Origin of the sequence: Mesorhizobium australicum WSM2073 (assembly GCF_000230995.2) — a bacterium.
Lineage (GTDB): Bacteria > Pseudomonadota > Alphaproteobacteria > Rhizobiales > Rhizobiaceae > Mesorhizobium > Mesorhizobium australicum.
The window spans coordinates 2909135-2931373 of the sequence record NC_019973.1 but is presented as its reverse complement, the minus strand read 5'-3'; the positions used below and the strand labels follow the sequence as shown (position 1 = coordinate 2931373).

21 protein-coding genes are annotated in these 22239 nt (G+C 61.5%); 8 read left to right on the top strand and 13 right to left on the bottom strand.

The genetic code is table 11. The annotated features are described in order from the left end of the window. Window positions 1–97 precede the first annotated feature (97 nt). Complete coding sequence (locus tag MESAU_RS13975; protein ID WP_015316675.1) at window positions 98–1159, top strand: aromatic ring-hydroxylating oxygenase subunit alpha; 1062 nt, start codon at window positions 98–100, stop codon at window positions 1157–1159. Window positions 1160–1398: 239 nt separating this feature from the next. Here MESAU_RS13975 and MESAU_RS13970 read toward each other — a convergent pair whose 3' ends face one another. The 8 genes from MESAU_RS13970 to MESAU_RS13935 form a co-directional block, all read right to left on the bottom strand. Continuing rightward, window positions 1399–2142 carry an amino acid ABC transporter ATP-binding protein gene (locus MESAU_RS13970; protein ID WP_015316674.1) on the bottom strand — a complete coding sequence of 248 codons (744 nt, stop codon included), beginning with the start codon at window positions 2140–2142 and terminating at the stop codon, window positions 1399–1401. Next, window positions 2139–3113: an amino acid ABC transporter permease gene (locus MESAU_RS13965; RefSeq protein ID WP_015316673.1), complete on the bottom strand. Its 975-nt coding sequence runs from the start codon at window positions 3111–3113 to the stop codon at window positions 2139–2141. The genes MESAU_RS13970 and MESAU_RS13965 overlap by 4 nt, the downstream gene beginning before the upstream one ends. 53 nt (window positions 3114–3166) lie before the next feature. Then, window positions 3167–4000, bottom strand: a complete 834-nt coding sequence (locus MESAU_RS13960; protein WP_015316672.1) for a transporter substrate-binding domain-containing protein — start codon at window positions 3998–4000, stop codon at window positions 3167–3169. Between the two features lie 263 nt (window positions 4001–4263). Further along, window positions 4264–5091, bottom strand: coding sequence for an alpha/beta fold hydrolase (locus MESAU_RS13955; RefSeq protein WP_015316671.1), 828 nt, complete (start codon window positions 5089–5091; stop codon window positions 4264–4266). Window positions 5092–5093: 2 nt separating this feature from the next. Next, window positions 5094–6170, bottom strand: coding sequence for an LLM class flavin-dependent oxidoreductase (locus tag MESAU_RS13950; protein ID WP_015316670.1), 1077 nt, complete (start codon window positions 6168–6170; stop codon window positions 5094–5096). A gap of 33 nt (window positions 6171–6203) precedes the next feature. Continuing rightward, window positions 6204–7715 (bottom strand): aldehyde dehydrogenase, encoded by a 1512-nt coding sequence (locus tag MESAU_RS13945; protein ID WP_015316669.1) that lies wholly within the window; start codon window positions 7713–7715, stop codon window positions 6204–6206. 19 nt (window positions 7716–7734) lie between these two features. Then, a complete protein-coding gene (locus tag MESAU_RS13940) occupies window positions 7735–8712 on the bottom strand; it encodes a flavin reductase family protein (RefSeq protein WP_015316668.1) in 978 nt (325 codons plus the stop codon). Between the two features lie 169 nt (window positions 8713–8881). Then, window positions 8882–10675 carry a helix-turn-helix domain-containing protein gene (locus tag MESAU_RS13935; protein WP_015316667.1) on the bottom strand — a complete coding sequence of 598 codons (1794 nt, stop codon included), beginning with the start codon at window positions 10673–10675 and terminating at the stop codon, window positions 8882–8884. 162 nt (window positions 10676–10837) lie between these two features. Between MESAU_RS13935 and MESAU_RS13930 the strand changes: the two genes are divergently transcribed. From MESAU_RS13930 to MESAU_RS13915, 4 genes are all read left to right on the top strand, one after another. Continuing rightward, window positions 10838–11419 carry an amino acid synthesis family protein gene (locus MESAU_RS13930; RefSeq protein WP_015316666.1) on the top strand — a complete coding sequence of 194 codons (582 nt, stop codon included), beginning with the start codon at window positions 10838–10840 and terminating at the stop codon, window positions 11417–11419. Between the two features lie 498 nt (window positions 11420–11917). Continuing rightward, the gene (locus MESAU_RS13925; protein WP_174361968.1) at window positions 11918–12496 is read left to right on the top strand and encodes a DUF6101 family protein; all 579 of its coding nucleotides are present in this window, start codon (window positions 11918–11920) and stop codon (window positions 12494–12496) included. A 470-nt stretch (window positions 12497–12966) separates the two neighbouring features. Further along, window positions 12967–13272, top strand: coding sequence for a hypothetical protein (locus tag MESAU_RS13920; RefSeq protein ID WP_015316664.1), 306 nt, complete (start codon window positions 12967–12969; stop codon window positions 13270–13272). An 11-nt stretch (window positions 13273–13283) separates the two neighbouring features. Next, window positions 13284–13643: a response regulator gene (locus tag MESAU_RS13915; RefSeq protein ID WP_224585510.1), complete on the top strand. Its 360-nt coding sequence runs from the start codon at window positions 13284–13286 to the stop codon at window positions 13641–13643. Window positions 13644–14482: 839 nt separating this feature from the next. Here the strand turns inward: MESAU_RS13915 and MESAU_RS13905 are convergent. Continuing rightward, window positions 14483–14686, bottom strand: a complete 204-nt coding sequence (locus tag MESAU_RS13905) for a CsbD family protein (RefSeq protein ID WP_015316662.1) — start codon at window positions 14684–14686, stop codon at window positions 14483–14485. A gap of 524 nt (window positions 14687–15210) precedes the next feature. Between MESAU_RS13905 and MESAU_RS13900 the strand changes: the two genes are divergently transcribed. Together MESAU_RS13900 and MESAU_RS30160 are read left to right on the top strand one after the other, a co-directional pair. After that, window positions 15211–16308, top strand: coding sequence for an ABC transporter substrate-binding protein (locus MESAU_RS13900; RefSeq protein ID WP_015316661.1), 1098 nt, complete (start codon window positions 15211–15213; stop codon window positions 16306–16308). A gap of 784 nt (window positions 16309–17092) precedes the next feature. Continuing rightward, window positions 17093–17389, top strand: coding sequence for a hypothetical protein (locus tag MESAU_RS30160; protein ID WP_083882993.1), 297 nt, complete (start codon window positions 17093–17095; stop codon window positions 17387–17389). A gap of 598 nt (window positions 17390–17987) precedes the next feature. Here the strand turns inward: MESAU_RS30160 and MESAU_RS13895 are convergent. The 4 genes from MESAU_RS13895 to MESAU_RS31205 form a co-directional block, all read right to left on the bottom strand. Beyond that, entirely contained in the window at window positions 17988–18176 is a 189-nt protein-coding gene (locus tag MESAU_RS13895; RefSeq protein ID WP_015316656.1) for a DUF3606 domain-containing protein, read from the bottom strand. Between the two features lie 527 nt (window positions 18177–18703). Continuing rightward, window positions 18704–18958: a hypothetical protein gene (locus MESAU_RS13890; protein WP_224592417.1), complete on the bottom strand. Its 255-nt coding sequence runs from the start codon at window positions 18956–18958 to the stop codon at window positions 18704–18706. A 36-nt stretch (window positions 18959–18994) separates the two neighbouring features. Continuing rightward, complete coding sequence (locus tag MESAU_RS13885) at window positions 18995–19201, bottom strand: hypothetical protein (protein WP_015316653.1); 207 nt, start codon at window positions 19199–19201, stop codon at window positions 18995–18997. After that, window positions 19198–19533, bottom strand: coding sequence for a hypothetical protein (locus tag MESAU_RS31205; protein ID WP_157163645.1), 336 nt, complete (start codon window positions 19531–19533; stop codon window positions 19198–19200). The genes MESAU_RS13885 and MESAU_RS31205 overlap by 4 nt, the downstream gene beginning before the upstream one ends. 2322 nt (window positions 19534–21855) lie before the next feature. On the opposite strand from MESAU_RS31205, the gene MESAU_RS13880 reads away from it, so the two are divergent. Further along, entirely contained in the window at window positions 21856–22206 is a 351-nt protein-coding gene (locus MESAU_RS13880; protein ID WP_157163644.1) for a DUF6894 family protein, read from the top strand. The last annotated feature ends 33 nt before the right edge of the window (window positions 22207–22239 follow it).

Below are 22239 nucleotides of genomic sequence, written 5' to 3'. Positions count from 1 at the left end.
GCCGAGTTGGGACCGCGCAGGCTGTGCGCAGCAGAGCCCATTCCCTTGCGATGTCGCCCCACTTACGACAGGATTGCAGCAATTCGAGGGTTAGCCTATGACGCCAGACACCTTGCGGCCCAACCACCTGCCACTCGACACTCCGCCCGTGCAATACCTTAATCTGGACCCTTCGCTTTATGTCCGGGATGATATCTGGCAGCAGGAACGGGGCAACATTTTCGCGCACACCTGGCAGTTCATGGGGCCAGTCGCCTCGGTCGCGACGTCCGGTCAATACCTTGCCATCGACATCGCCGGTACGCCGATCTTCGCCATCCGGGGCCGGGACGGGACCTTGCGCGGATTTAAGAACGTCTGCCGCCACCGGGGGGCGAAACTTCTGGCCGATGGCGAGGGCAAATGTGGGCTGATCGTTTGTCCCTATCACAAATGGTCCTTTGCCGACACCGGACGGCTGGTGCAGGCCCCATGGTATGGCAAGGATCCCGCGATCATCGCCGAGGACTGGCCGCTGGAGACGGTGCAATTGTCCGAGTGGCGCGGGCTGCTCTTCGCGGCACTCGACCCGAAGGAAAGTCTTCTGGAGCAACTTGGCTCTCTGCCCGCCGAACTGGCGGACGAGCCGTTGGAGACCTATGCCGCCACCGATCAGGCCACCGTCAGCTTTGCGGCGAACTGGAAGATCTACACCGACAATTTCGTCGAAGGCTACCACATCCCTGGCACGCATCCCTCGTTCTACGCTGCCATCGACTTCGAAGCTTTCCAGACCACTGCCCATCCCGGTTATGTCCGGATGACCGCACCGCCGAAAGACGGTCTATTCTATCGCGGTAAATGGCTTTGGATGTGGCCGAACTGGACGCTGTCGCTTTTCGATGGCGGCATGAACGTTAGCCGGATCAACCCGACCTCACCGCATCACACAGACCAGCACTACCATTTCTTCTTTGCCGACACCTCTGCAGAAGCAACCGAGAGCAGGGCGAAATCCGTGCAAGGCACCCTGGCCGTGGTACGCGAGGACTACTCCATCTGCGCCGATACGCATCGCAACTATGCCGCAGGGGCCTATAGCTCCGGCCCACTCTCGGGGCGGCATGAGCGGGGAGTGCAGTATTTCCAGGAACGGGTCGCTGCGGCACTGGGGCTGTGACCGCCCCTGGCGTCCTTGTCCGCCGGATAGTGCTCCGGCTCGGCGCACGAGAGCCCCCGGCCAGTCGAGGGTATAGGGCGGGCAAGATAAGACGAACCCTTGACGGCTGGAACGGGGTCGATAGCGGACTGTCCGATTGTCTGATGAATGGGCCAGAAAGTTGACATTCCGCTCCGGGGCCGGCAGTGGACTTTCCGTCTCCCGCATTTCAAATCGAAACGCAGCCAGTTCCAAGATGGCTAATGCTTCAAAATCTGGCTAAGGAACAGCTTGGTTCGGTCGTGGCGCGGGTTGCCGAAGAACGCGTCGGGCGTGCCCTCCTCGACGATCTGTCCGGCGTCCATGAAGATGACGCGGTCGGCGACTGCCCGCGCAAAGCCCATCTCATGCGTCACGCACACCATGGTCATCCCGTCGCGCGCCAGTCCGGTCATCGTCTCCAGCACCTCGGAGACCATTTCAGGATCGAGCGCGGATGTGGGCTCGTCGAACAGCATGACATCGGGCTTCATGCACAGGCTGCGGGCGATCGCCACGCGCTGCTGCTGGCCGCCGGAAAGCTGGACCGGGAACTTGTTCGCCTGCTCGGGAATGCGGACCCGTTCGAGGAACTGGAGAGCGGTCTTGCGCGCCTCGGCCACCGAAACGCCCTTGACCCACATCGGCCCGGCCATGCAGTTCATCAGCACCGTCATATGCGGAAACAGGTTGAAGTGCTGGAAGACCATGCCGACGTTGGAGCGGACGGCCGCGACGTTGCTCATCCTGCCATGCAGGGCAACGCCGTTGACGACGATGTCGCCGGCTTGATGCGCCTCAAGGCGGTTGAAGCAACGGATCAATGTCGATTTGCCCGAGCCGGACGGCCCGCAGATGACGATGCGTTCGCCCTTGTGGACCGTCAGGTTGATGTCCTTCAGCGCTTGGAACTGGCCGTACCATTTGGATGCGGTCCTGGCTTCGATTATGGCCTGAGCGCTCATCGCACCTTGCTCCTGCGGAAGTGGTGCTCGATGCGCGACTGGATCAGCTCAAGGCAGATCGACAGCACCCAGTAGATCATGGCGGCCGAAATCAGTGTCTCCATGTGCTGGAAGGTCTTCTGGCCGAGCGTGCGGGCCAGGAACATCAATTCCCAGACGCCGATGACGGAGACCAGCGAGGAATCCTTCAGCATCGAGATGAACTGGTTGCCCGTCGGCGGAATGATGACCGGCAACGCCTGCGGCAGGATGATGCGGCGCATGGTCAGCGCGAAGCCGAAACCCATGGAGCGCGATGCTTCCCACTGACCGCGATCGATGCTCTGGATTCCGGAGCGGAAGATCTCGGTCATGTAGGCGCCGTAGCACAGCGACAGCGCAAGGATGCCGGCGGGAACGGCATTGATCACGAAGCCGAGCTGCGGCAGCCCTAGATAGATCAGGTAGACCTGCATCAGCAGCGGCAGGCCACGGAAGAAGGACGTGTAGAAGCTGGCGATCGCGTAGGCGAAGCCATTGTTGGAGAGCTTGGCGACAGCGCCCGCCACCGCGATGAGCGAAGCGATGACGATGGAGATCGCCGAGACGTAGAGCGTCGTGACGACGCCCTGGCTGATCAGGAACGGCAGCTTCTCGCGGATGAATGGCAGGCTTAGGTGGAACGTTTCGAAGAACGCGATGAACAGGAGCAGCAGTTCCAGCCAGACGATGCCGATCTGCAGCTTGAGCGGTGCGAAGCCGATCAGGACGACGTTCAGCGTGAAGATCACCGCTATGGCGAAGCCGATGGCGAAGCGGCCGTAGAGGCCGCTGATCGACGGCTCACCGATTACCGGACGCATGAGTTCGGCAAAGCCGGTGCCAGACATGTTGAACGCCATGAAGACCAGCAGGACGATGCCGAACATCGTCGCCACGAACCAGGGCTTGTGAACGAGGCGTTCGGCCTCGACGGTATCCGGGTAGAGCATATTTGAGCACCGGCGGTTCGGCGGCCTGCAGTGGCAGGCCGCCTTTTGAGAGATTAGTTCGTCTTCGAATAATCCTGGCCGTACCATTTTTCCGAGAGCTTGCTCAGAGTGCCGTCCGCCTTCATCGATCTGACGGCGTCGGCGATCTTGGCCGACAATTCCGGATCGCCGTGCTCGATGGCGATCGCCAGGGGCTCGTAGAACACCGGATCGCCGACCTGCTTGATCGGATAGCCGGCCTTCACGGCATCGAGGATCGACGGCAGCGACGACACCACGGCGTCCAGGCGCACGCCGTCACCGAGGCGAAGGTCGTCGAAGGCGGTCGTCGAATTCTCGTAGGAGTGGACCTCCTTCGGGTTGAGCTTGTACTCGAAGGCCGGTGCGCCGGCGGCGTCGAGCGCCAGATCTTTCTTGGCATAGGCTTCGAAGGTGGAGGTGCTGGTGGCGCCAACCACCTTGCCATTGAGATCGGCCAGGGTCTTGGCCTTGCTGTCCTTGTGCACGGCGACCGCCGCGGGCGTGTAGTAGTACACAGCCGGAAAATCGAAGATCTCGGCGCGCTTCTTGGTCGGCGTCATCGAGCCGACATGCATGTCCCAGCGGCCCGCCCAGTTGCCGGCGGTGATGATGTCCCAGCCAGGCGTTACGAAGTCGACCTTGACGCCGAGATGCTTGCCTATCGCCTTGGCCACATCGACGTCGAAACCGTCGAGTTCATTGTTGGCGTTCACGAAGGACTGCGGGGCCCAGTTGGCATCGGTCGCCACCTTGAGCGTGCCGGCCGCGGTCACGCGGTCGAGCACCGCGCCGGCGTGGGCAGGATATGCGCCAAGCGCAAGCGCCAGCGCGGCCATCGCCACTTGTCGTCTGTTCCAGAATGTCATGTGCGTATTCCCCTGTTGTTTGTTCAGTCCCATGCGCTCATGGCCGTTCAGGCGGTCATGACTTCCCAATCCCTCGCCGACGAGATCGGCATCCTCCCGATGGCTCGCGGATTTAGCGACGCCCGGGCCTAGCCGGTCTTCCGCTGCCGCGGAGGATGTCTGCGGCCGTCATTCCCTCGCTCACGGGGAAAGCCTTGGCCTGTTGCCGACGCGTGTCGCCCGGCGCCTTGGCCAAAACGCCCTCTCCTGCCCCGCGAAGATCGCTACGCATGGGCGACGGCCGCTCTCGCGCGATCGACGCCCAGCAGGAAATCGGCCATCGTGTCGGCGACGAGAGCCGGCGCCTCGATCAGGATCGAGTGGCGAAGCCTGGGCAGGATGGCGATTTGTGAACCTTGCACCTGTTCGTGCATCAGCCGCGCCATGCGCGGACTGGCCCCTTGGTCGTCCGCGCCCGTCACGATCAGGGTTTGGCAGGTAATGCGGTCGAGGATGCCGCCGAAATCGGTTTCGGCGAGAACGCGATACGCAGCGACATAGCAGTCACGGTCGGTTTCGGCGTCGCGCCGGCGCAGTTCTGCGATGATCTCAGGGTTCCTGTTCTGAAAATCTTCCGTCAGCCAACGCGACAGCGAGGCGGCGTGATGCGCCGAGGCATCGCTCGCCATCAGCTCCGCCAGCCGGCCGCGCACGGCGTGTCGCTCCTCTGGCGTCCGGCCTGCGACCGTCGACAGCAGCACCAGTTTTTGCAGGCGTTCGGCATGCGTCAACGCGAGGCGCTGCGCGATCAAACCGCCCAAGGAAAACCCAGCCAGATTGAAAGTGGCAAACCCGACATGATCGGCCAGCGCGAGCGTCTCGGCGACGAAAGCATCGATCTCGTAGCGGCCCTTGACCCGGCTTGAGCGGCCGTGGCCGCGCAAATCGAAGGTAAGAACCGCGAAACGGTCTCTCAGCCGCTCGGCCACGCCATTCCAAGCTTCGAGATACGAGCCGACGCCATGGATGCAGACCAACGGCGCGCCGCCCTCGCCCTCGAGGCGCCAGTTGAGCAGCACGCCTTCGACATCGAGCTGGCCGGAACGTGCCATCCTCACGCCCTCGCCATATGGCGCTTTTTGTCGCGCTCGCGCGCGGCAAAGACCGGCATCACCTCGTCCACCCAAAGCTTGATCGTCTTCTTCTGCAGCTCGAATGGCAGGTTGAACGTCAGGCCGAGGCAATATTGGTCGACGCCCGCCGCCTCATAGTCGAGCAGCTTCTCGATCACCTCGTCCGGCGTGCCGAACATGAGGTTGCGGCGGATGTTTTCGGGATTGTAGTTGTCCTTGCCCTTGACGCTGTCGTAGGGCACGGCTTCGGGAAAGCCGCTGCGCACCGTGCCGATGTTCTGGAACAGGTTCTCGAAGGCGCGGCCATAGTCGATGGCATGCCCGACCGCGACCTCCCAGTCCTGCGCCCGTTCGTAGACGCAGGTGCGACGCTGCATCATCAGGCGCGGCCGCGGCACCTCCGGATGATCGGCGACGGCCTTGCGGAACTTCTCGCCCAGCACGGCGATCTCCGCCGCCGGTGCCGAGAGCGGCGTCGACAGGATCGAGGCGCCGATGCCGACCGCCCAGTCGAATGTGCCCGGGTCTCGAGCGGCCACCCAGATCGGCGGGTGCGGCTTCTGCAGCGGCTTCGGTACGCCGGCGGCCGCAGGGAACTTCCAGTAGTGACCGTCATGGGCATAGTCATCGGCCCACAGCCTCGTCACCGCCGGCACCAGCTCTTTGAGATAAGCGACCCCTTCCTGCTGCGGCATGCCGCCGGCCATGCGGTCGAATTCGTACTGATAGGAGCCGCGCGCGATGCCGAATTCCAGCCGTCCGCCGGTCAGGTGGTCGCAAAGCGCGGCCTCGCCGGCCAGCCGGATCGGGCTCCAGTAGGGCGCGACCAGCGTCGAGGTGCCGAGCCGGATCCGTTCGGTGTGCTGGGCAAGCCAGGTCAGCGTCATCAGCGGGTTGGGCGAGATCGTGCATTCGATCGTGTGATGCTCCGCAGTCCATAGCGTTTCGAAACCGCCCTCGTCAGCCATCCGCGCGAGGTCCAGGAGATTGGTCTTCACCCGCTCCATCGGGATATCGGGCGAGAAGCGCTCCATGGTGAGCGATACGGCGAATTTCATGTCGGTCTCCCGGTCGTTGGGTCGGGGTCTTGGTCAGCGAAGGCGGATGACGAACGGGTCCTGCATGGCACCCGAATAGTCGATGACGACGTTCTTCAGGCGCGAGAACTCCTCCATGGCGTCGAAGCCGCCGCGCCGCCCATAGCCGCTCTCCTTGAAGCCGCCGTTGGCGGACATGAAGGAGGAGGCGCGATAGGTGTTGATCCAGACGGTGCCCGCCTCGACATCGCGGGCGAAGCGCAGTGCGCGGTTGATGTCGCGTGTCCAGATGCCGGAGGCGAGCCCGTAGCGCGTGTCGTTGGCGAGCCGGATCATCTCGTCTTCCGACGAGAACGGGATGACGCCGACGATGGGACCGAACAATTCCTCCTGCATGAACTCCATGCCATTCTCAGCGCGGGTCATCACCGTCGGCTCGAAATACCAGCCGCCGGCAAGCTCGTCCGCCTGCGGACGCTTGCCGCCGGCCGCGATCCGCGCGCCTTGGCGCACACCGGAAGCGACATAGCCTTCCACTTTGGTGAGCTGTGCCGAGAGCGCGAGGGGGCCGATGTCGGTGTCCTCCAGCATCGGCAGCCCGACCCGCACCCGCCTTGTGCGTTCGACCAGAGCCTCGATGAAAAGCTCATAGACGCTCGCCTCAACGAAACAGCGCGAGCCCGCGACGCAGGTCTGGCCCGCGGCCGCGAAGACACCGGACACAACGCCGTTCACGGCATGCTCGATGTCTACGTCGCCGAAGACGACGTGAGGGGACTTGCCGCCAAGCTCCATCGAGCAGGGGATGAGGTTCTGCGCCGCATTGGCTGCAATGCACCGCCCGGTTCCGGTCGAGCCGGTAAAGACAAATTTGGCGATGCCTGGATGCCTGGTCAGCGCGTCGCCGGCGACAGCGCCGGTGCCGGTTACCACGTTGACGACCCCGGCGGGGAAGCCGGCCTCCATGATCAGTTCAGCCAGCGCCAGCGTCGAGGCCGTGGCATGCTCCGATGGCTTGACGACCACTGTATTGCCGAGCGCCAGGCACGGCGCCAGCGTGCCGGTGAGCAGCATCAGCGGCGAGTTCCACGGCGTGATCATGCCTACGACACCGATCGGCTCGCGCACATTGAAGTTGAGCATGTCGAGCTTGTTAACGGGAATCGTGTCACCGAGCAGCTTGTCGGCCATGCCGGCGAAGTAGGTGTAGCTGTCGGGCATGGCGCGCATCTGCGCCCTCATCTCCTTGAGCAGCTTGCCATTGTCGCGCGTCTCGATCAGCGCCAGCGCGTCGGCGTTGTCGAGGACCAGTTCCGCCAGGCGGCGCACCAGCCTGCCGCGATCAGTCTGGGTCATGCGCCGCCAGGCCGGATTTGCGAAAGCAGAGCGCGCCGCGTCCACAGCCGCGCCGACATCCTCGGCCCCAGCCTCGGCAAACTGGTACCAGGGCCTGCCGGTGGTCGGGTCGAAACTGTCGATATACTGTCCGCTCCTCGGCGCCGTGAACGCGCCGTTGATGAACAGGTTCTGGCGCGAGCCTTCGAGCGATGCGACCGTCGTTTTCATGTCTGTCCCGCGTGTCTCGTCATTTGGACGCGGCCTGCGTCCACAATTGCGACTTTCCGTCGATCATTGCGACACGGCCGCCGTCGCCGGTATCCATGTAGATGCCGAAGCGCTTGTCCTGCCGCTCGCGCGCATAGCGGCGCAGCATAACGCGCACTTCATGCGTAGCGATCTGCTCGTACGGCAGCATGTCGACTGGAAAGAAGGCGTGACCATCCGGCAGGGCGGCTTCAGCACTCTCGGGGCTCAGCTCGGCACGGTAGATCAGATAGCCGGGATCGCTGTCGGCGACGTCGAAAACCGAATAGAGGAAGGTGTTTTCGGGAACGAGGCTCAGCGCCTCGCCGCCATCTAGGATCAGGTTGCTATCCGCTTTGCGGCGCCATGCCGTCGGCAACATCCAGCCGCCTCTACCGTCGTTGCGCAAGAGGATGCGATCGCCAGCCTCAACCAGATAGCCGATGATCATGTCTTGCGAGGCCAGCCAACCGGCCGGCAGGGGATCCTTCACGCTGGCGTAGCGGCCGCGGCAAAACCCGAGCGGCGCTGACGGGCTGGTTCCGAACGCCTGCACCTGACCGATCAGGATGACGTGGTCGCCGGCCTCGACGCGATTGTGAACGGTGCAATCGAACCAAGTCAGGCTGTCGGTGAGGATCGGCGCGCCGGTGTGGGCGCGATCATGGTTCACTGACTGGAACTTGTCCGCAGCCTTCGATGCGAACACCGATGAGACATCGGCCTGCCCCTCATGTAGGAAATTGACAGCAAAGGACCGGCTTTCACTGAAGGCCGCAAAGCTCGCCGCCGATTTGCCAACACAGACCAGTAGTAGCGGCGGATTGAGCGAGACGGAGGTGAAGGAATTGGCCGTCATGCCGCGTGGATTGCCGTCGCTGTCACGCGTGGTGATCACCGTAACCCCGGTCACGAAGGTGCCGAAGGCGCGACGCAAAGCGATCGGGTCGATCATCCTTTGTGCCACCGCGTCCGCCATTATCTTCCTCCACATCGTCGGACGAAGGCTAGGCAGGAGGCGGCACCGGTTCTTCCTCGGATCTGTAGGAAAGAGTTCGCGACTGGCTGCTGCCATCCCGAGCAAGCAGGAGCGCGATAAGCCCGCGCCTGGCGGCGGATAGCGACGGCAATGTCGGGATGGAGTGGTACTAGCGGGTTTCAGGCACGCGGCTGTCGATGATGCCGCTGAGGCGGATCGCCAGCTCGGCCGCGAAACGTTGTTCTGGCGTGTCGAGCATGATCCCGAACAGCTCTTCCATGCGCGACAGGCGATAGCGCAAGGTGGTGACATGCAGCCCCATCACGTCGGCGCAAGCCTGGCTGCGGCAACCTTCACGCAGAAAGGCAAACAACGTGTCCAGATAAGGCGTGCCGTGCTCGCGATCATGCGCGATCAAGGCGCCGACGCTCTTGTCGACGAAGTTGCGCACATCGGGCACATCGGCGGCCGCGACCAGCATCGGCAGCGGACCGAAATCCTGGCCGGCGAAAACGCCGGTGCGCCCAAAAGACCGGCCGATGCGGATCATGCGTCGGGAACGCTCCCAGGCGGTGGGATAATCGGCCAGCAAGGCACAGACCTCGGAAACCAGCACCGCCGGCTCACGGCCGAGATGGCGACCAAACTCCGTGGCGATTGTGTTCGGCAATTTCGCCAGGCGCATGCTCTCCCTGGCATCGCCCGCGACGAGACAGACAAGACCGCCCTCCACGGCGACAACCGTGCCCGCCACGCCTGCCTGTTCCAGAAGGCGGACAAGGGCATGATGGGGATCGGCAAGCCCGCCGCCGTCCTTTGCCGTATCGGCGTAGTCGACGACAATAAGTCTTTGCGGCACGGTCAGGTCGAGCCCCAGCCGCCGTGCCCGGTTGACTATGTCGGCCTCATCGCGCCAGCGGCGTTCCACGACTTCCAGGAAAAGCTCGGTCAGCGATCTGGTCTCGAAACGGAAGCGGACGAAGCTGCGCATCATTTGCACGCTGAGCGCAAATTTGGCGCTGTCGATCAGCATCTGGTCGAGCTGTCCGGATTGCTGCGGCGTCGGAAAAATCATCAGCGCGCCAACCACTTCGTCGTCGATTGTCAACGGCTCTACGCGCACCGAAAGCTTGAGGCGATGCTTGCCGTCGTCGACGAACAAAGTCTCGTCCTGGCGCGCTTCCGACGCGCCGCGCGCGACCTTGACGATCTGCCGGTTGAGCACTCCGCCAACTGCCTGGCGCCAGGTCGCGGCATCGAAATGCGCTTGGCTCGGCGAGCGACCGGCCACGACCAGATTGGCGTGGAAATCGATGACCACCACGGGGTTGGGCAACAGCTCGCCGACCTTGTCGGCGAGCGAGACCACCGATCCTTCCGACAGCGCCTGCTGCAGAAGCGAGGTATGCGCCTGCAAGGCGCGCTGCAGACGCTCGCCCGCCTGTTTTTCCTGGCGCAGCCGATGCTGTTTCTCCACCGCGATCTCGCCCAAATGCACGATCATGCCGATGAAGGCGATATCCTCGGCACTCACTTCGGTGATCTCGCGCGAGACCACGGTCAGCACCATCGGCCGGCCGTCTTCATCGACACAGCTCATCGGCATGACGAGCACGCTGCGATAGTCGCGTTCGAACGCCTCGCGGCGATAACCCGGAAACTCCTCCGACACCCGCGCATCCCTGATATAGACCGGCTCATTGCGGTTGAGCGCGACGATCGAAGGACTGGTCGCCAGTTCCCAGCGGTCCGGCAGCGCGCGTTGGATGAGCGTCGGATCATGGCGCACGATGACATAGGCGTGGCCATGCGGCGCATCGATGCTCATGATCGAGCCCAGCGTCCATTTGGCATGGCGGCAGGCTGCCAGCACGAGGTCGCGCAGCACGGACTGGAGATCGCCACCCGAATTGATGAGGCTGGCGGCGTCCCGCAAAGAGAGAATTTGCGACTCGTGGTCCACGCCCGGTCTTCCGCCTCGCGAAGGGGCCATTTAAGCCGTCGCGGATATACGAATGCTACACCGCTTCCAAGCGGGGTGCACGCCGATTCTTCCTACGAACCGGAGGAATACCAGCTCACCGGGCCTGATTAGGCTGGGCTTCCACCAACAGGGCCTGAGATCATGGAATTGCGAAAAGTCTGCACCTTCATCGAGGAAGTGCACATTGAAGGCGGCAAGGCGGGCGCTAAGCCTGTAAAGTCGATCGTCGTCGCGGCCGTGCTACGCAATCCATGGGCGGGGCGCGGCTTCGTCGAGAACCTGCGGCCGGACATTGTCGCCATCGCACCGCGCCTGGGGCATGAGCTCACGCGGCGCCTGCTCGAGCTCATGCCTGCCGAGCGCATCGAGAGCTACGGCAAGGCCGCCGCCGTGGGCGTCGCAGGCGAGATCGAACACGCCTCCGCCATGATCCATACGCTGCGGTTCGGCAATGTGTTTCGCGACGCGGTCGGCGGCACGACCTATCTCGAATTCTGCAACACGCGCAACGCGCCAGGCGCGCTGCTGTCCTTGCCGATGATGCACAAGAGCGAGAACGGCCGCCGCTCGCATTTCATCACCGCCAACTTCCAGATCGCCGACGGCCCGGCAGCCGACGAGATCGTCGTGGCCATCGGCGCGGCGGACGGCGGACGGGTTCACCCACGGATTGCAGACCGCTTTCAGGACGTGAAAGAAATGGAGCAGGAAGCAGCGATGTGATCCTTGCGCTGCATCCTTGCGCTGTCGTTGATGATGTCCGCTTTTGAGAATCGGCGCAGCGGGCCTCAACGGCCGACATCGCCGCGTTGCCGACCGACAGCTTGGGGGCCGAAGCGGTCGGTTCGCTTGTGACCAGGGAAGCACGACAGCTGACCTTCAACGTGAGGCCGCGATATCACGCGAAGGCGGAAGCGCGACCGATGGTCGATCGCGTCTGGAAGGAGAGCGCCGTCACTGGGCCGACGCCGAGAGTTACCAAAAAATTGACATGAATTAGTAGTGGCTAATACAGAATCCGCTCCTATTTATCTGGCACTAGGACATGTGCTGAGCGTTCGAGCCGGGTACGTCCGGTTCCGCCTCAATAGGAGGCACAGATGGCCAAGGCACGCTGCCGTTGCTGGATGCAAGCCGAAGACGGCGGCGCCGCAGGGGGGCTCACTCTGGGCATTGGTTGGCTGCTGTGCTTCCGGCGCCTTCTCTCTCCAGGTGAAAATGATGGACGACGGTGAGCGGACTCATACTGAACCGGAGAAGAGTTCTTGGACCGGCCGCAACAGGCGTCTCGACCCGTCGCGCCTGCCGGAGCAGGTGAGCTACACCACAAGTGACAACTATGGCGACGTGACCTTTACGCTCAACCAGCGTGGTGTGGTGGTCCGCCGCACGCAAAATGTGAGCAGCATGCCGGCAATCATTGCCCTCCCCGCCAAGGTTTTCCGCGGAGTGGCCGCCTGCGCAATGGAGGATCCAAATGGAAGATTCACAGCGGAGCTCAAGCTTCTGCACAATGATCCGATGCTGACGGTGCCGCTACTGGTGTCCGACGAGCTCGAGCTTGTTGCCACCGACTGGCGTGCCTGGGCCGTGGCCTACCGTCTGCCTATGCTTCTGCTGGGGGCCGACGGCGTTGCCCGCACGCTTGAGGAAACGCTCGGTGCCAAGATCAACTCGCTCTCATCGAGGCGACCCCAACACGGACCGCGTCTCGACCATGCACCTAGGCTTTCAAAGGCTGGCCTGATGAACAAACTGACGTCGCTAGAGCATATCGGTCGATTGTTGGATAGGAAGTGATGTGACAAATGTCTCGTGCACTTGGTCGGCAGGGTCGATCCTTCTCCACTGGGTCGGTTGCTGAGCCCCCCTCCAGGCGCGGCCAGGTAGCGTCGGCTTCATTACGAATCCCTCGGCCCTCCAAGCTAGGGTAGCCGCCTTGTTGTTGCTTGGAGAAGGACTTGAGAGACGCGCGCCTCGCGCGGGTCGTTCGCGGGCTGGACACAGTTGTTCCTCTGGCTGGCTAGGTAGCCTGACTCATGCCAGTCGTCGGCCGCCGCCTCCCAAATGGTGCGTTTTGCGCCCGATGATCATCAGTTTGGCGAGCGGTGTTGTTGCGCAGCCGGCGAATGCGTCCGTGCAAGACGATGCCAGAGCGCGTGTGCTGGAGCGACATACTGGACGGCCGGCAAGCGGGCGGTTCGGCCTCGCCAGACAATTCATATTAGCATCTGCTTGACGAAGCCGTTATTCGCCCCAGACTCACGGCTATGGCAAAGGGCATCAATATCGGCGACGAGGTCGTGATCACGGCAACCGTGCGCAAGCGGGTCACTGAGGACCGGGTGAGCGTTTCCATCCCTTCCTATGGGCAACCCCACTCGGTGATCGACCATACAACGAAGGTACAGAAGGGGCAGCATATCGAGTTGATTGGCAACGTCACCCACATCGACGAAAACCGCGTGACGGTGAATCTGGGCGTACCAGTCACAATCGATGCCGCCGTCGTCAGGCTGGTGAGCGCGTACAAGGCGCCGATCAGAAAGGCGCCGCTGGCGGACAAGCCGACATGAAGGGATGGTCCATGATGCATGACGGCAAAGTCCTGGTGGTTGAAGACGAGCCTGTCATATTGCTTGGCCTCGATGTCGCGCTGACCAAGGCCGGCTTCAACGTCGTTGCTGCCTGCAACGCCGCGAGCGCGATTGAGGCGTTTGATGTCGACCCCTCAAGAATCCGGGTTCTCGTCGCGGACATCCGTCTGGGCCGGGAAAGCGAGGTTGGGACGTCGCTCGACATATTCGGCAGGCAAATCCAAACTTGCCAGTCGTTTACGCGACCGGCGACACTGCCTCACACTGGGGCGCGGAAGGGGCGTCGAATAGCATCATCATCTGGAAACCGTTTTTCATGGCACAGATTGTCACGGCATTATCGACGCTGATTAACTCCCGTTGAACGGCTCATTCCACCGCACCCGGCACCTGGGCGATGAGCACCTGCGAGCACACAACCGGTCCGCCGTTTCCGGAACTTCCGCAGGGCCGGATGTTGCAGCCCGCGTGGGAGGCCTGTCTGACAGGCAGCTCGGTGGCTTCTCTCGCAGGGGCAAACCGCCGAGCCTAACTGACCTTTGCCAGCTTATTGAAATTAGCATCGTGGCCATCGGCCGGCGTCGTTTAAACACATGCGCAACGAAGACAACGCGACGTTAGCTTCCAGTGTCGCGCGCAGCGGCACCCAACCGAAAAATTTCAAGCTTCTCGCTGTACGAGAGCCGTACCCTTTCGCCGCATCGCTTGCAGGTGAACGTCGTTACGGACTTGACCCAGGAGCCTTTCCTGACCAGTGGGGTTTTGCAGCTCGGACACTGAAAGGTCAGGTCTTCCTCAAGCAGCTGATTGGATAGAGCCATTTCATCTTCTCCCAAGATGAAGCGGCTTTGCAAGACGAATGCCAGAGTGCGTGTGCTGGAAGGACACAGGGGGCGCTGCCGAGCGGCAGTATGACTGATGGTCATCGAGCCGCTGAAAGCGGCCTGCGCGGAATTTCGCATAAGCTCTTGAGCAGCCGCTCAGCCTGCGGTGCGTTCGTCAGACAAGCGCAATCGCTTCCACAATTGCGTGCAAGGCAAGGCTGGTGACCCGGTGAGTGACAAGGCCGAATGGCTGAAGCCCGGCCTCGTGGACGAGTAAAAAATGCTAAAGGCGAAGAGCCCGCGCTATCCCATCGGCGCAGATCGTCCGCCAGAGCCGCGGGCTGTGGGGCTTCTTTGGCGAATGGTTACCAGCCCTGCATGCCGTACCAATCGTCTACGTCACGGCGGACGCGATCCTTCTCCAGGCCGTAACGTTCCTGAATCTTGCCTTCGAGCTGATCGCGCTTGCCGGCGATGCGGTCGAGATCGTCGTCGGTGAGTTTGCCCCACTGTTCCTTGACCTTGCCTTTGACCTGCTTCCAGTTCCCTTCGACGCGGTTCCAGTCCATGTGTGGCCTCCTTCGTCTGATATGAAGTCAAAACGTAATCGGGGTAGCAAGGTTCCGGACCGTCTCCTTTGGCAGGATGAAGGCCAATCGACCGCCGCGCCCCAAGCAAACACAACACACTCACCGTTCCGGGGGTCTCAACACCTAGTCTCCACTAGCTGCCTGGAATTGGCCGCAAATCAGCCCGGACCAGATGCCCAAACAGGCGTCAACGACCAAGTGTTTTTCGGGCATTTACTGCTCAGACGGTGAATTTGGCACACCCTCTGCCTCACAACCCGCTAAGCGTCACTCAGTACAAGCGTTTAGGATCTGCGAGCAGTGGCCATCGAACTTTGCCTCGTGTCGGTGGCGGCGGGATTGTCGACGCCGGTAGCCAGTCCACTAAGACCTGCCGCATCGGAACTGTGTCGGCAGTGGCGATGGTACAGATCGTTGGAGTTAGGTCCGACTGTCTCTATCGGTCGAGGCATGTGCGCTGTAGCTGGGCACGCGGTGAGGATTGCGTAACCAGGAGATACTGAATGGCATCGACTGATCCGGGCTCCGAAGAAACGACCACAATCGGAGCACTCGTCCCTTTGACTCGCCCCGGCTGGGTTGAGGCAGGCAGACATTTGCTTGCGGGCCTTCAGCTAGCTGTCAGCGAAATCAATAGCGCTGGTGGCGTCGGCGGCAAGGCGCTTGAGCTGCTCGTGCGAGACACTGCAGCCGATCCACAGAAGGCCGTCGCGGCAGTGGATGAACTGGCCCGTTTGGGCGTGGTAGCGATAGCGGGAGAGTATCACAGTGTCGTTGCTCGCGCGGCGGCTGTCAGGGCCGACGAGCTCGGACTCCCTTTTCTCTGTTCGTCGGCGGTACTCGACAGGCTAACGGATCAAGCAACCAAGTGGGTCGCACGTCTTGCCCCGCCGCAGTCTCGCGGCTGGCAAACATATGCCGACTTCCTGTCGCGCGCTGGTCACGATCGGATCGCAGTTGCATCGCAGCAGAGCGTCTACTGGGCATCTGGCGTTCACATTCTGCGTGATCACCTTGAAGCCAACGGCGCGACGTTATCGGACATCAGCATGAGCTCGCTGGACCCGTCAATGTTGTGCGACCAACTCATCCACCATCGCGCGACAGTGCTTCTTCTTCTTGTAGGCCAGCCAGAGCCAGCAATCTCAATCGTCAAGTCAGTTCGCAATGACGGTCGCCTGTCCACGATCAAGATCGGCGCTCCAGCTGGGCAACCAGAATTCGCTGAATGGGCCACATTGCTAGGCGAAGATAGCGCTGCGATCCCCTTCCTGCGCTATCGACCCGGACACCTCGACCCGCTAGGCTCACGCGTCGAAAGGGCCCTGCGGGAGAAGTTGGGCGAGGCGCCCTCCTTCGTTGCTCTGGAAGGATACGACACGATCGTCGTCCTTGCTCAGGCAATACGGTCCTACGGCACTGACCGGAACAGCATCGCAGAGTCATGGCCGCGGATAGAGGTTGCCGGCACCCGTGGCCACATCCAGTTCTTTCGCACACCAGCTACGACCGTTTGGCAGTGGACTGGTGTGCCGATTCAAATCGCCGAAAGAACACCGGGCAACCCGGCGCAAATCAGGGGTGTTGACGATGCCAGGTGAGGCGGATGTGGCTGGCGGGAGTTCGCGGCGCAGCAGCGCCGTCACTTTTGCGGCCATCCAATGGCTTGGAGCATTCTCCACGCTGTGGCCGGCGGCTCCGAGAAATCTGGGCATGATGGATTGTTCCATGCAGCCGCTTCCGCGGGAAGCCTTCACGTCGACCTCTTGCTCGGCGCGGCGCGCTGCTCTCTGCCTTGGCAAGTGATCCTTCGGGATCAGCCTGACATTAGCATTGGTCTTTCCGAATGAAAGGAACATCAGCGCTCAATTGAAGTTCGGGCGCCGATGGGATCCGACCATTCGATCCCGAAAGGACACTCAATGACCAACGATCTCTCACGCAATCAGGAACGGCGAGGTACAGCTCGGATCGCGAGCTGGGCCGTGGTCGTGATCGCCCTGGTTTTTCTAGGCCTTCTCGCCTTCTTTATATTCGCACCCTTGTCAAACGCTTCGCGGCAACCGACACCGCAGGTTGCCCCCGAGCAGAACCAAGGCGGCAACGCACCCGGGCCCGCTTCGCCTGCCGCGGGCTGACAAGAAACGCCCGCCGCATCGCCAGACCGGTGAACCCAAGCCGCAAACCGGGATCACCTTCACACCTGTTCCAGTCCCCCGCATCGGCTTCGTCCACACGTGGCCTAACCGATCAAACGGTGCGCATCGACGCGAGTCAGCTTTGGAGGGATGGCCCCTACGAACCCGGGGGACAGACCGGAACAAAGACACCCCTGCCTCGTTGGCTTCGTGAAGGGACGTGTTTCAGGCATACAGGAATAGCAAAATGAAGGTCTTGATTCTGAGCGCTTTGGCTCTTTCGCTTGCGGCTCCGGTGGTCGCTTCTGCTGCCGAGGCTGACGTGGTGGTTTCAACACATCACCGACATCACCATGGTGCCACCGTCATATACAATGACGAAGGTGGCCGTCTTCACCACCGACATCACGGCCAGGAAGCATTCTATGACAACGGCCATCGCTCGTGGCGCCATCGGCATCACCGCCGTGATACCGTCGTCATCACTCGCTCGATGCACCGTCACCACCACAATCGGCCCGTCGTTATCCAGCAGGAGGACTGATCGCTCTTTGGTCCGGCTCCATGCGTCTAACGCGGGAGCCGGATTGACTGCGCTTACCCATTCAGCAGGCGTGTCATGCAGTTGTCGAAGAGCATCTGGGAAGAGGCCCGCATAGTTAAGTCCGGGTACACGACCAAGCAGGAACTCGGCGGCGGCATCCTGCCCCGCTGGTGGCTAGGTCGAGCGCGCCGGCAGACCTCGCCCGCATCGAAGGTGCGTCAAGCTTTTTGTGCCGCCGGCCCAAGTCTTGCGCCCTTTTGATGCGTTACCGGATCGAGGCGCTGGAGAGTTGTTTGAACAACTTTCAAGCGCAGCCCGTCGCCGCTGGTCAATCTTGGGCAAAGTCGGTGTAGAACGTCGCGCGGTGCGTCGTTGAGCGCCTGTGTGAAGGTCTGGTTTTCTGCCGTACAAACTTATTGCGTCCGGCTCGTCCAAGCCGCGAAGAAACTCATCGACGCCCCCGGTCGGCGGGCTTAGGGACACTCTTTGCCCGGCAGCCTGTTCGGCTGCTTTCATCGGATCGTCCTCCACGACGACGCCAGACGACACGACGGTGTCACCGTAGATCTCTTCCACCTGGTACCTTGCCATCTTGGCCTCAGCGAGCCTTTGAGTTCTTCGCTCCGCGTTCCAGCGTGCCGCGGTTATTACCGTTTTGCTTAATGAGGTCGCGGACCTGCTGGGCCGTAATCGCGGCTTTCTCAGCGAGATATCGCACCTCGTAGTCTTCTTCGACCGAGACGCGGTTCCGGTCCCGAGAGTCTCTCTTGCTCTTGTCGTCTGCCATCTTCGTTCCTCCACTCCTGAGGGGGCAACGTGGTTCGCTTCGCTTTGTTGCACAGCATGCCGCTTCGCCTCGGCGGGCTGAGTCCGGCGCGGGGCTGAACTCGGGAAGGGGCTGGCCAACTAGCCGTCAATGCTCGCCGTGAGCCCATCGGCAGCAATGGCATACTTCCCCGCGATAAAGCCCGGGTTCTCTGGTACCGTCGACGGCGACTTCAAACGGCAGAATTTTGGAGCCGGTATAAAAGGAAACACCCTCCCAGGGCCATGAAGTCCATGACAGTTTCCCGAAGTCTAGTTTGAGAGGAAGTATTCCGATAACGCAACCGGCGAACTCGTGCGCGCGCTGGCGATCGCGAGCTGTGAGCCCAACGACAGATGGCGACCGTTACGACCGCCTGCCCGCATCCTGGCGCCGGCCGACTGCCTGCGCAGGCTGGGCCTGAGCAGGGTGGCGATCTGAAGCCGTTGCGTCCGAAGTTCCCCCTCAGGGCCAACAGGAACTGCGGGAAAAAGTTCGCTGATCTGCAGCTAGGCGCATTTCTTGAATTCGACAACGTCGACTCCGAGGCGGAACGCCTGCCCGTCCGCGTATGAGCGAGCGTACTCTTCAGATTCGAAAGTGAACGTGATGGCGCTGCCATAGGCGGTTACACGCACGGTCCATTTCTTCTCGCGGATAATTTCAACGGCATGCTGCTCATGCGGAGCCATGCTCTCCTCCCAGAACGTTGAGGCAGCATCTATAGCGTCGTGAAATTCATTTGAATGCAAATAATTCGACATGTGGCGTGTCAAAATTCCGGAGCCACGCCGGAGCGATTAGGCCGTTATGGCCTTGAGCTGTTCGAGATGCTCCATGGCCAGCTTGTGCAGCGTTTCGGCCGTCTCTTCCGGGGTCCATCCCTGGCCGATGGAGGTGGCGACAAGGGCCGCGAAGGCGGATTCCAGAGCGACCTCGCAATTGACAGGACGGTCCGGGCTGGTCTCGGCTAGGATGGGCGGAGCAACTTCTGGGGTTTTTGTCATGCACAGCAATCCGCGCGGCGAAAAAAGGTTCCAAGTGAGGCAGAGCGGTTATTGGCAATCCGGCGGCGTTTAGAAAGCTGCTGAAGGGGCTCGCCGCCCAGCCCTAGGCTGCCTCCAAGTTGCAAAGGCGCGCGGCCGTTCTTAACGGCGCGGTAACCATGACTCACGAGCAAGCAGACTGCGAATGAACGAACCGGATTGGCGGTGGTTGTACCCGCTTTCAACAGGGACCATGTCTTGCTCGCGACCGCCTTCGCCTTGCTGATCTCCTTCTCGGTCAGCCTTGCCCTGCTTTCCTGGGCGACGCCTACCACCACGCAATCGAGATCCACCGACCTGGAACGGTCCATCGAGGGGTGGCAACTACGTCCAACAAGGACCCACTGAGAGACCGACCACCAGATATGCGGCTCCACGGCGTCGGCGGGCGCCCGAGCGGACCGCTGCCCCGCGGACCTGCAACTATAAATCGCTTGCCGCGTTGATGCTCGTACAACGAGCGAAGGAACGCCTCATGTGGTTCTTTACGGCCGTACTTCTGGGGTTCGTCGTGGCTATCTCGCTCGGGTGGGCTGTGGGCCGTATTGCGCGGTGAGGCCCCGGGCTACTCACCAAACAACTGGTAAGGCATTGCCAGATTAGCAGAAGGCACCGCCTCGACCTTTTGGCGCGTACGCGCGTGAGGCAATCGAGAGCGCCTACGCGCCTGGCTCGTTTGGTGCGGATGTTGCTGGTTGAGCAGCATGGAAAGGGCGGTGATGGCCTGAGGCAAAGCAAAACGGCTTCGTGATGATACTTTCTAGGACACCCTCGGCGCCCCAATGCCAGGAACACTGTCCCCGCTTATATAGACAACCGGGATCATCGCATTGGATTGCTGCACATGCCGGGCAACTTCCCAACCGGATTGTCCATCACCCAGCCGGATGTCCGAGATAAGAGCGCTGATCAAGTCCGGGTCGGTATCGAAGACAGATCTTACGTGGCGCTACTCATACCAGCAGACGGGAAGCCAGCTTCTTCGAGACCTTCTTCTAGATCGAGCAGTACCATTGGCTCCTCTTCAACGTCAGAACCGACCCGTTTGTCGTCTTCGCTTCGCTAGCTTTATGCTCCGCCTCGATGACGACGCGAGATTCCCGGTCAGTCCGTTCGTGCCTTAGCTTGTCGATCTTGCGACGCATATCGGTCCCTTAAAAATCGTCACCCGCGCCCACGGGCGCCCAACCAGTTATGGTCATCTTCCAAACGATGGCGCCGGACGCCTTTGCCGATGCAGTGGGCCCGCCTCACTGGCGAGGGAAGCGGGCCCGGCCAAGTATTGGGGACCTGACCAGCAGCACGGGAGCTGCCGCCTCTCGAACCAGCCGACGAATATCAGGTTCCCACATGTTGCATAAAAGGCAGCGGCTTGGCCCGCGGCAGATGGGGAAGGCGCCGCAGCAGGATAAGCGTCAGGCTCCGGGATGTCCCGACACATGTTCCAGAAACGAGCTCGGTGGCCGCATTGCCGTGAACTGGGCCGCGGCTGCGCATGTTCAGGAGGTCGCCTGCGGCACCAATCTCATGCACCGCAGGGTTGGCAGTTACGCACGTGTCGAAGCTCGGGTCCAGCGGCCGCACTCAGGCTGCGGGATGTTATCGACATCGAGCGCAACGCGATCAGGATGGAAACTCATGTCGCGCGACGGGCGGCATCATCCGCCCTGCAACATTACTATGACGGTCTGGTGTGGCCAGAGGGTTGACCAGGAGTCCTCAGAAAGACGCTCAAGCATTTCTCGGCCGAAAATAAAAAAGGCCCGCCACCTTTCAGCAGCGGGCGAGACAAACACCATGGGAATACGCACTGAGAATGGAGAACAGTGCAACTGCCGAAGTGCTTCGACCCCCACAATGTTCCAGGAGAGATCAGAAATCGCTGCCCCCCTGGCAACATCGCAGGCTTCTCGCTGGTGAGAGAAGCCTACCCTTTGGTGAAGCGACTGCAGGTGAACGTCGTAACGGCCTTAATCCAAGCCCGTCCGGGCCAGCTGGGCTATGCAGTGCCGAGACTATAGGGTCAGGTCCTTCTCGAGCAGACGATTGAACAGCCCAGTTTATTCCTCCCGAGATGAAATGGCTAAGCAAGTCGGATTTCAGGCAGAAATGTCCCGGCCTCTTAGTGCATTCGAATGCTTCACGAGTGCCTAAGAGAGCGCATAACCTCTTAGCCGGCGAGAGGACGCGGCCCCCCGCTAATCTCGCTGGCTAGGCTCGGCGTCTTCAGGCAACTCTCCTTCCGGGCGCCGAGCCGACGAAACTCTGCTTGCCAGCCCCGCAGTCAATCGGCCATCGATCGCCTCATCTCGGGGATATTTCAGCGGACGTCGAATGTTCGATCGGTTAGTCGGAGCATCCGCACGGTCGGCCAAACCGAACCAGACACGGGGTCCAGCTGATTGGCCGGAGAAGTTCGACGCCGCTACAGGCAATTTGGCACGATACCATCTTTCGCGACACTGAAGCTCGGGATTGTCCGCACAGGCATTGCACTGGGCTGAACTTGGCCGCGCACCCGCTTCTCATAGTCGCACAAATGAAGGCACTGAAGCGTAATGGGCGCGGAGCCTCGCCGAGGGCTGGTGTTGCGCTTTTCACGCGTGCGAGAGTGGTTGACGCTGTCTCCTGTAATGGATCATCAGGGCCAGAGCGAGGAACAAACGCCGAGCCCTCCAGTTCGGTCGGCGATGGCGCTCTACTATTTCGACTTCGACGACAACGGAACGATATTCCCTGACGATGAGGGAACGGAATGCCAAGACCTTGCCGCGGTCAAATATGAGGCGATCAAAGCTTTGGCGGAGATGACCAAAGACGCCCTTCCAGACGGTGATCACCACAAATTGGCGATCGTCGTACGAGACGAGGGCGGCGATCTTGCCTTTCGAGCAAGCATCGTTTTCAACGTCGAGGAGGAGCGGGACTCATCATCGTCGCGATCCTCCCCGGACAGCCACGCCTAATCCATGCGCCTGCGCTCGGTCGTGTGACCGTCA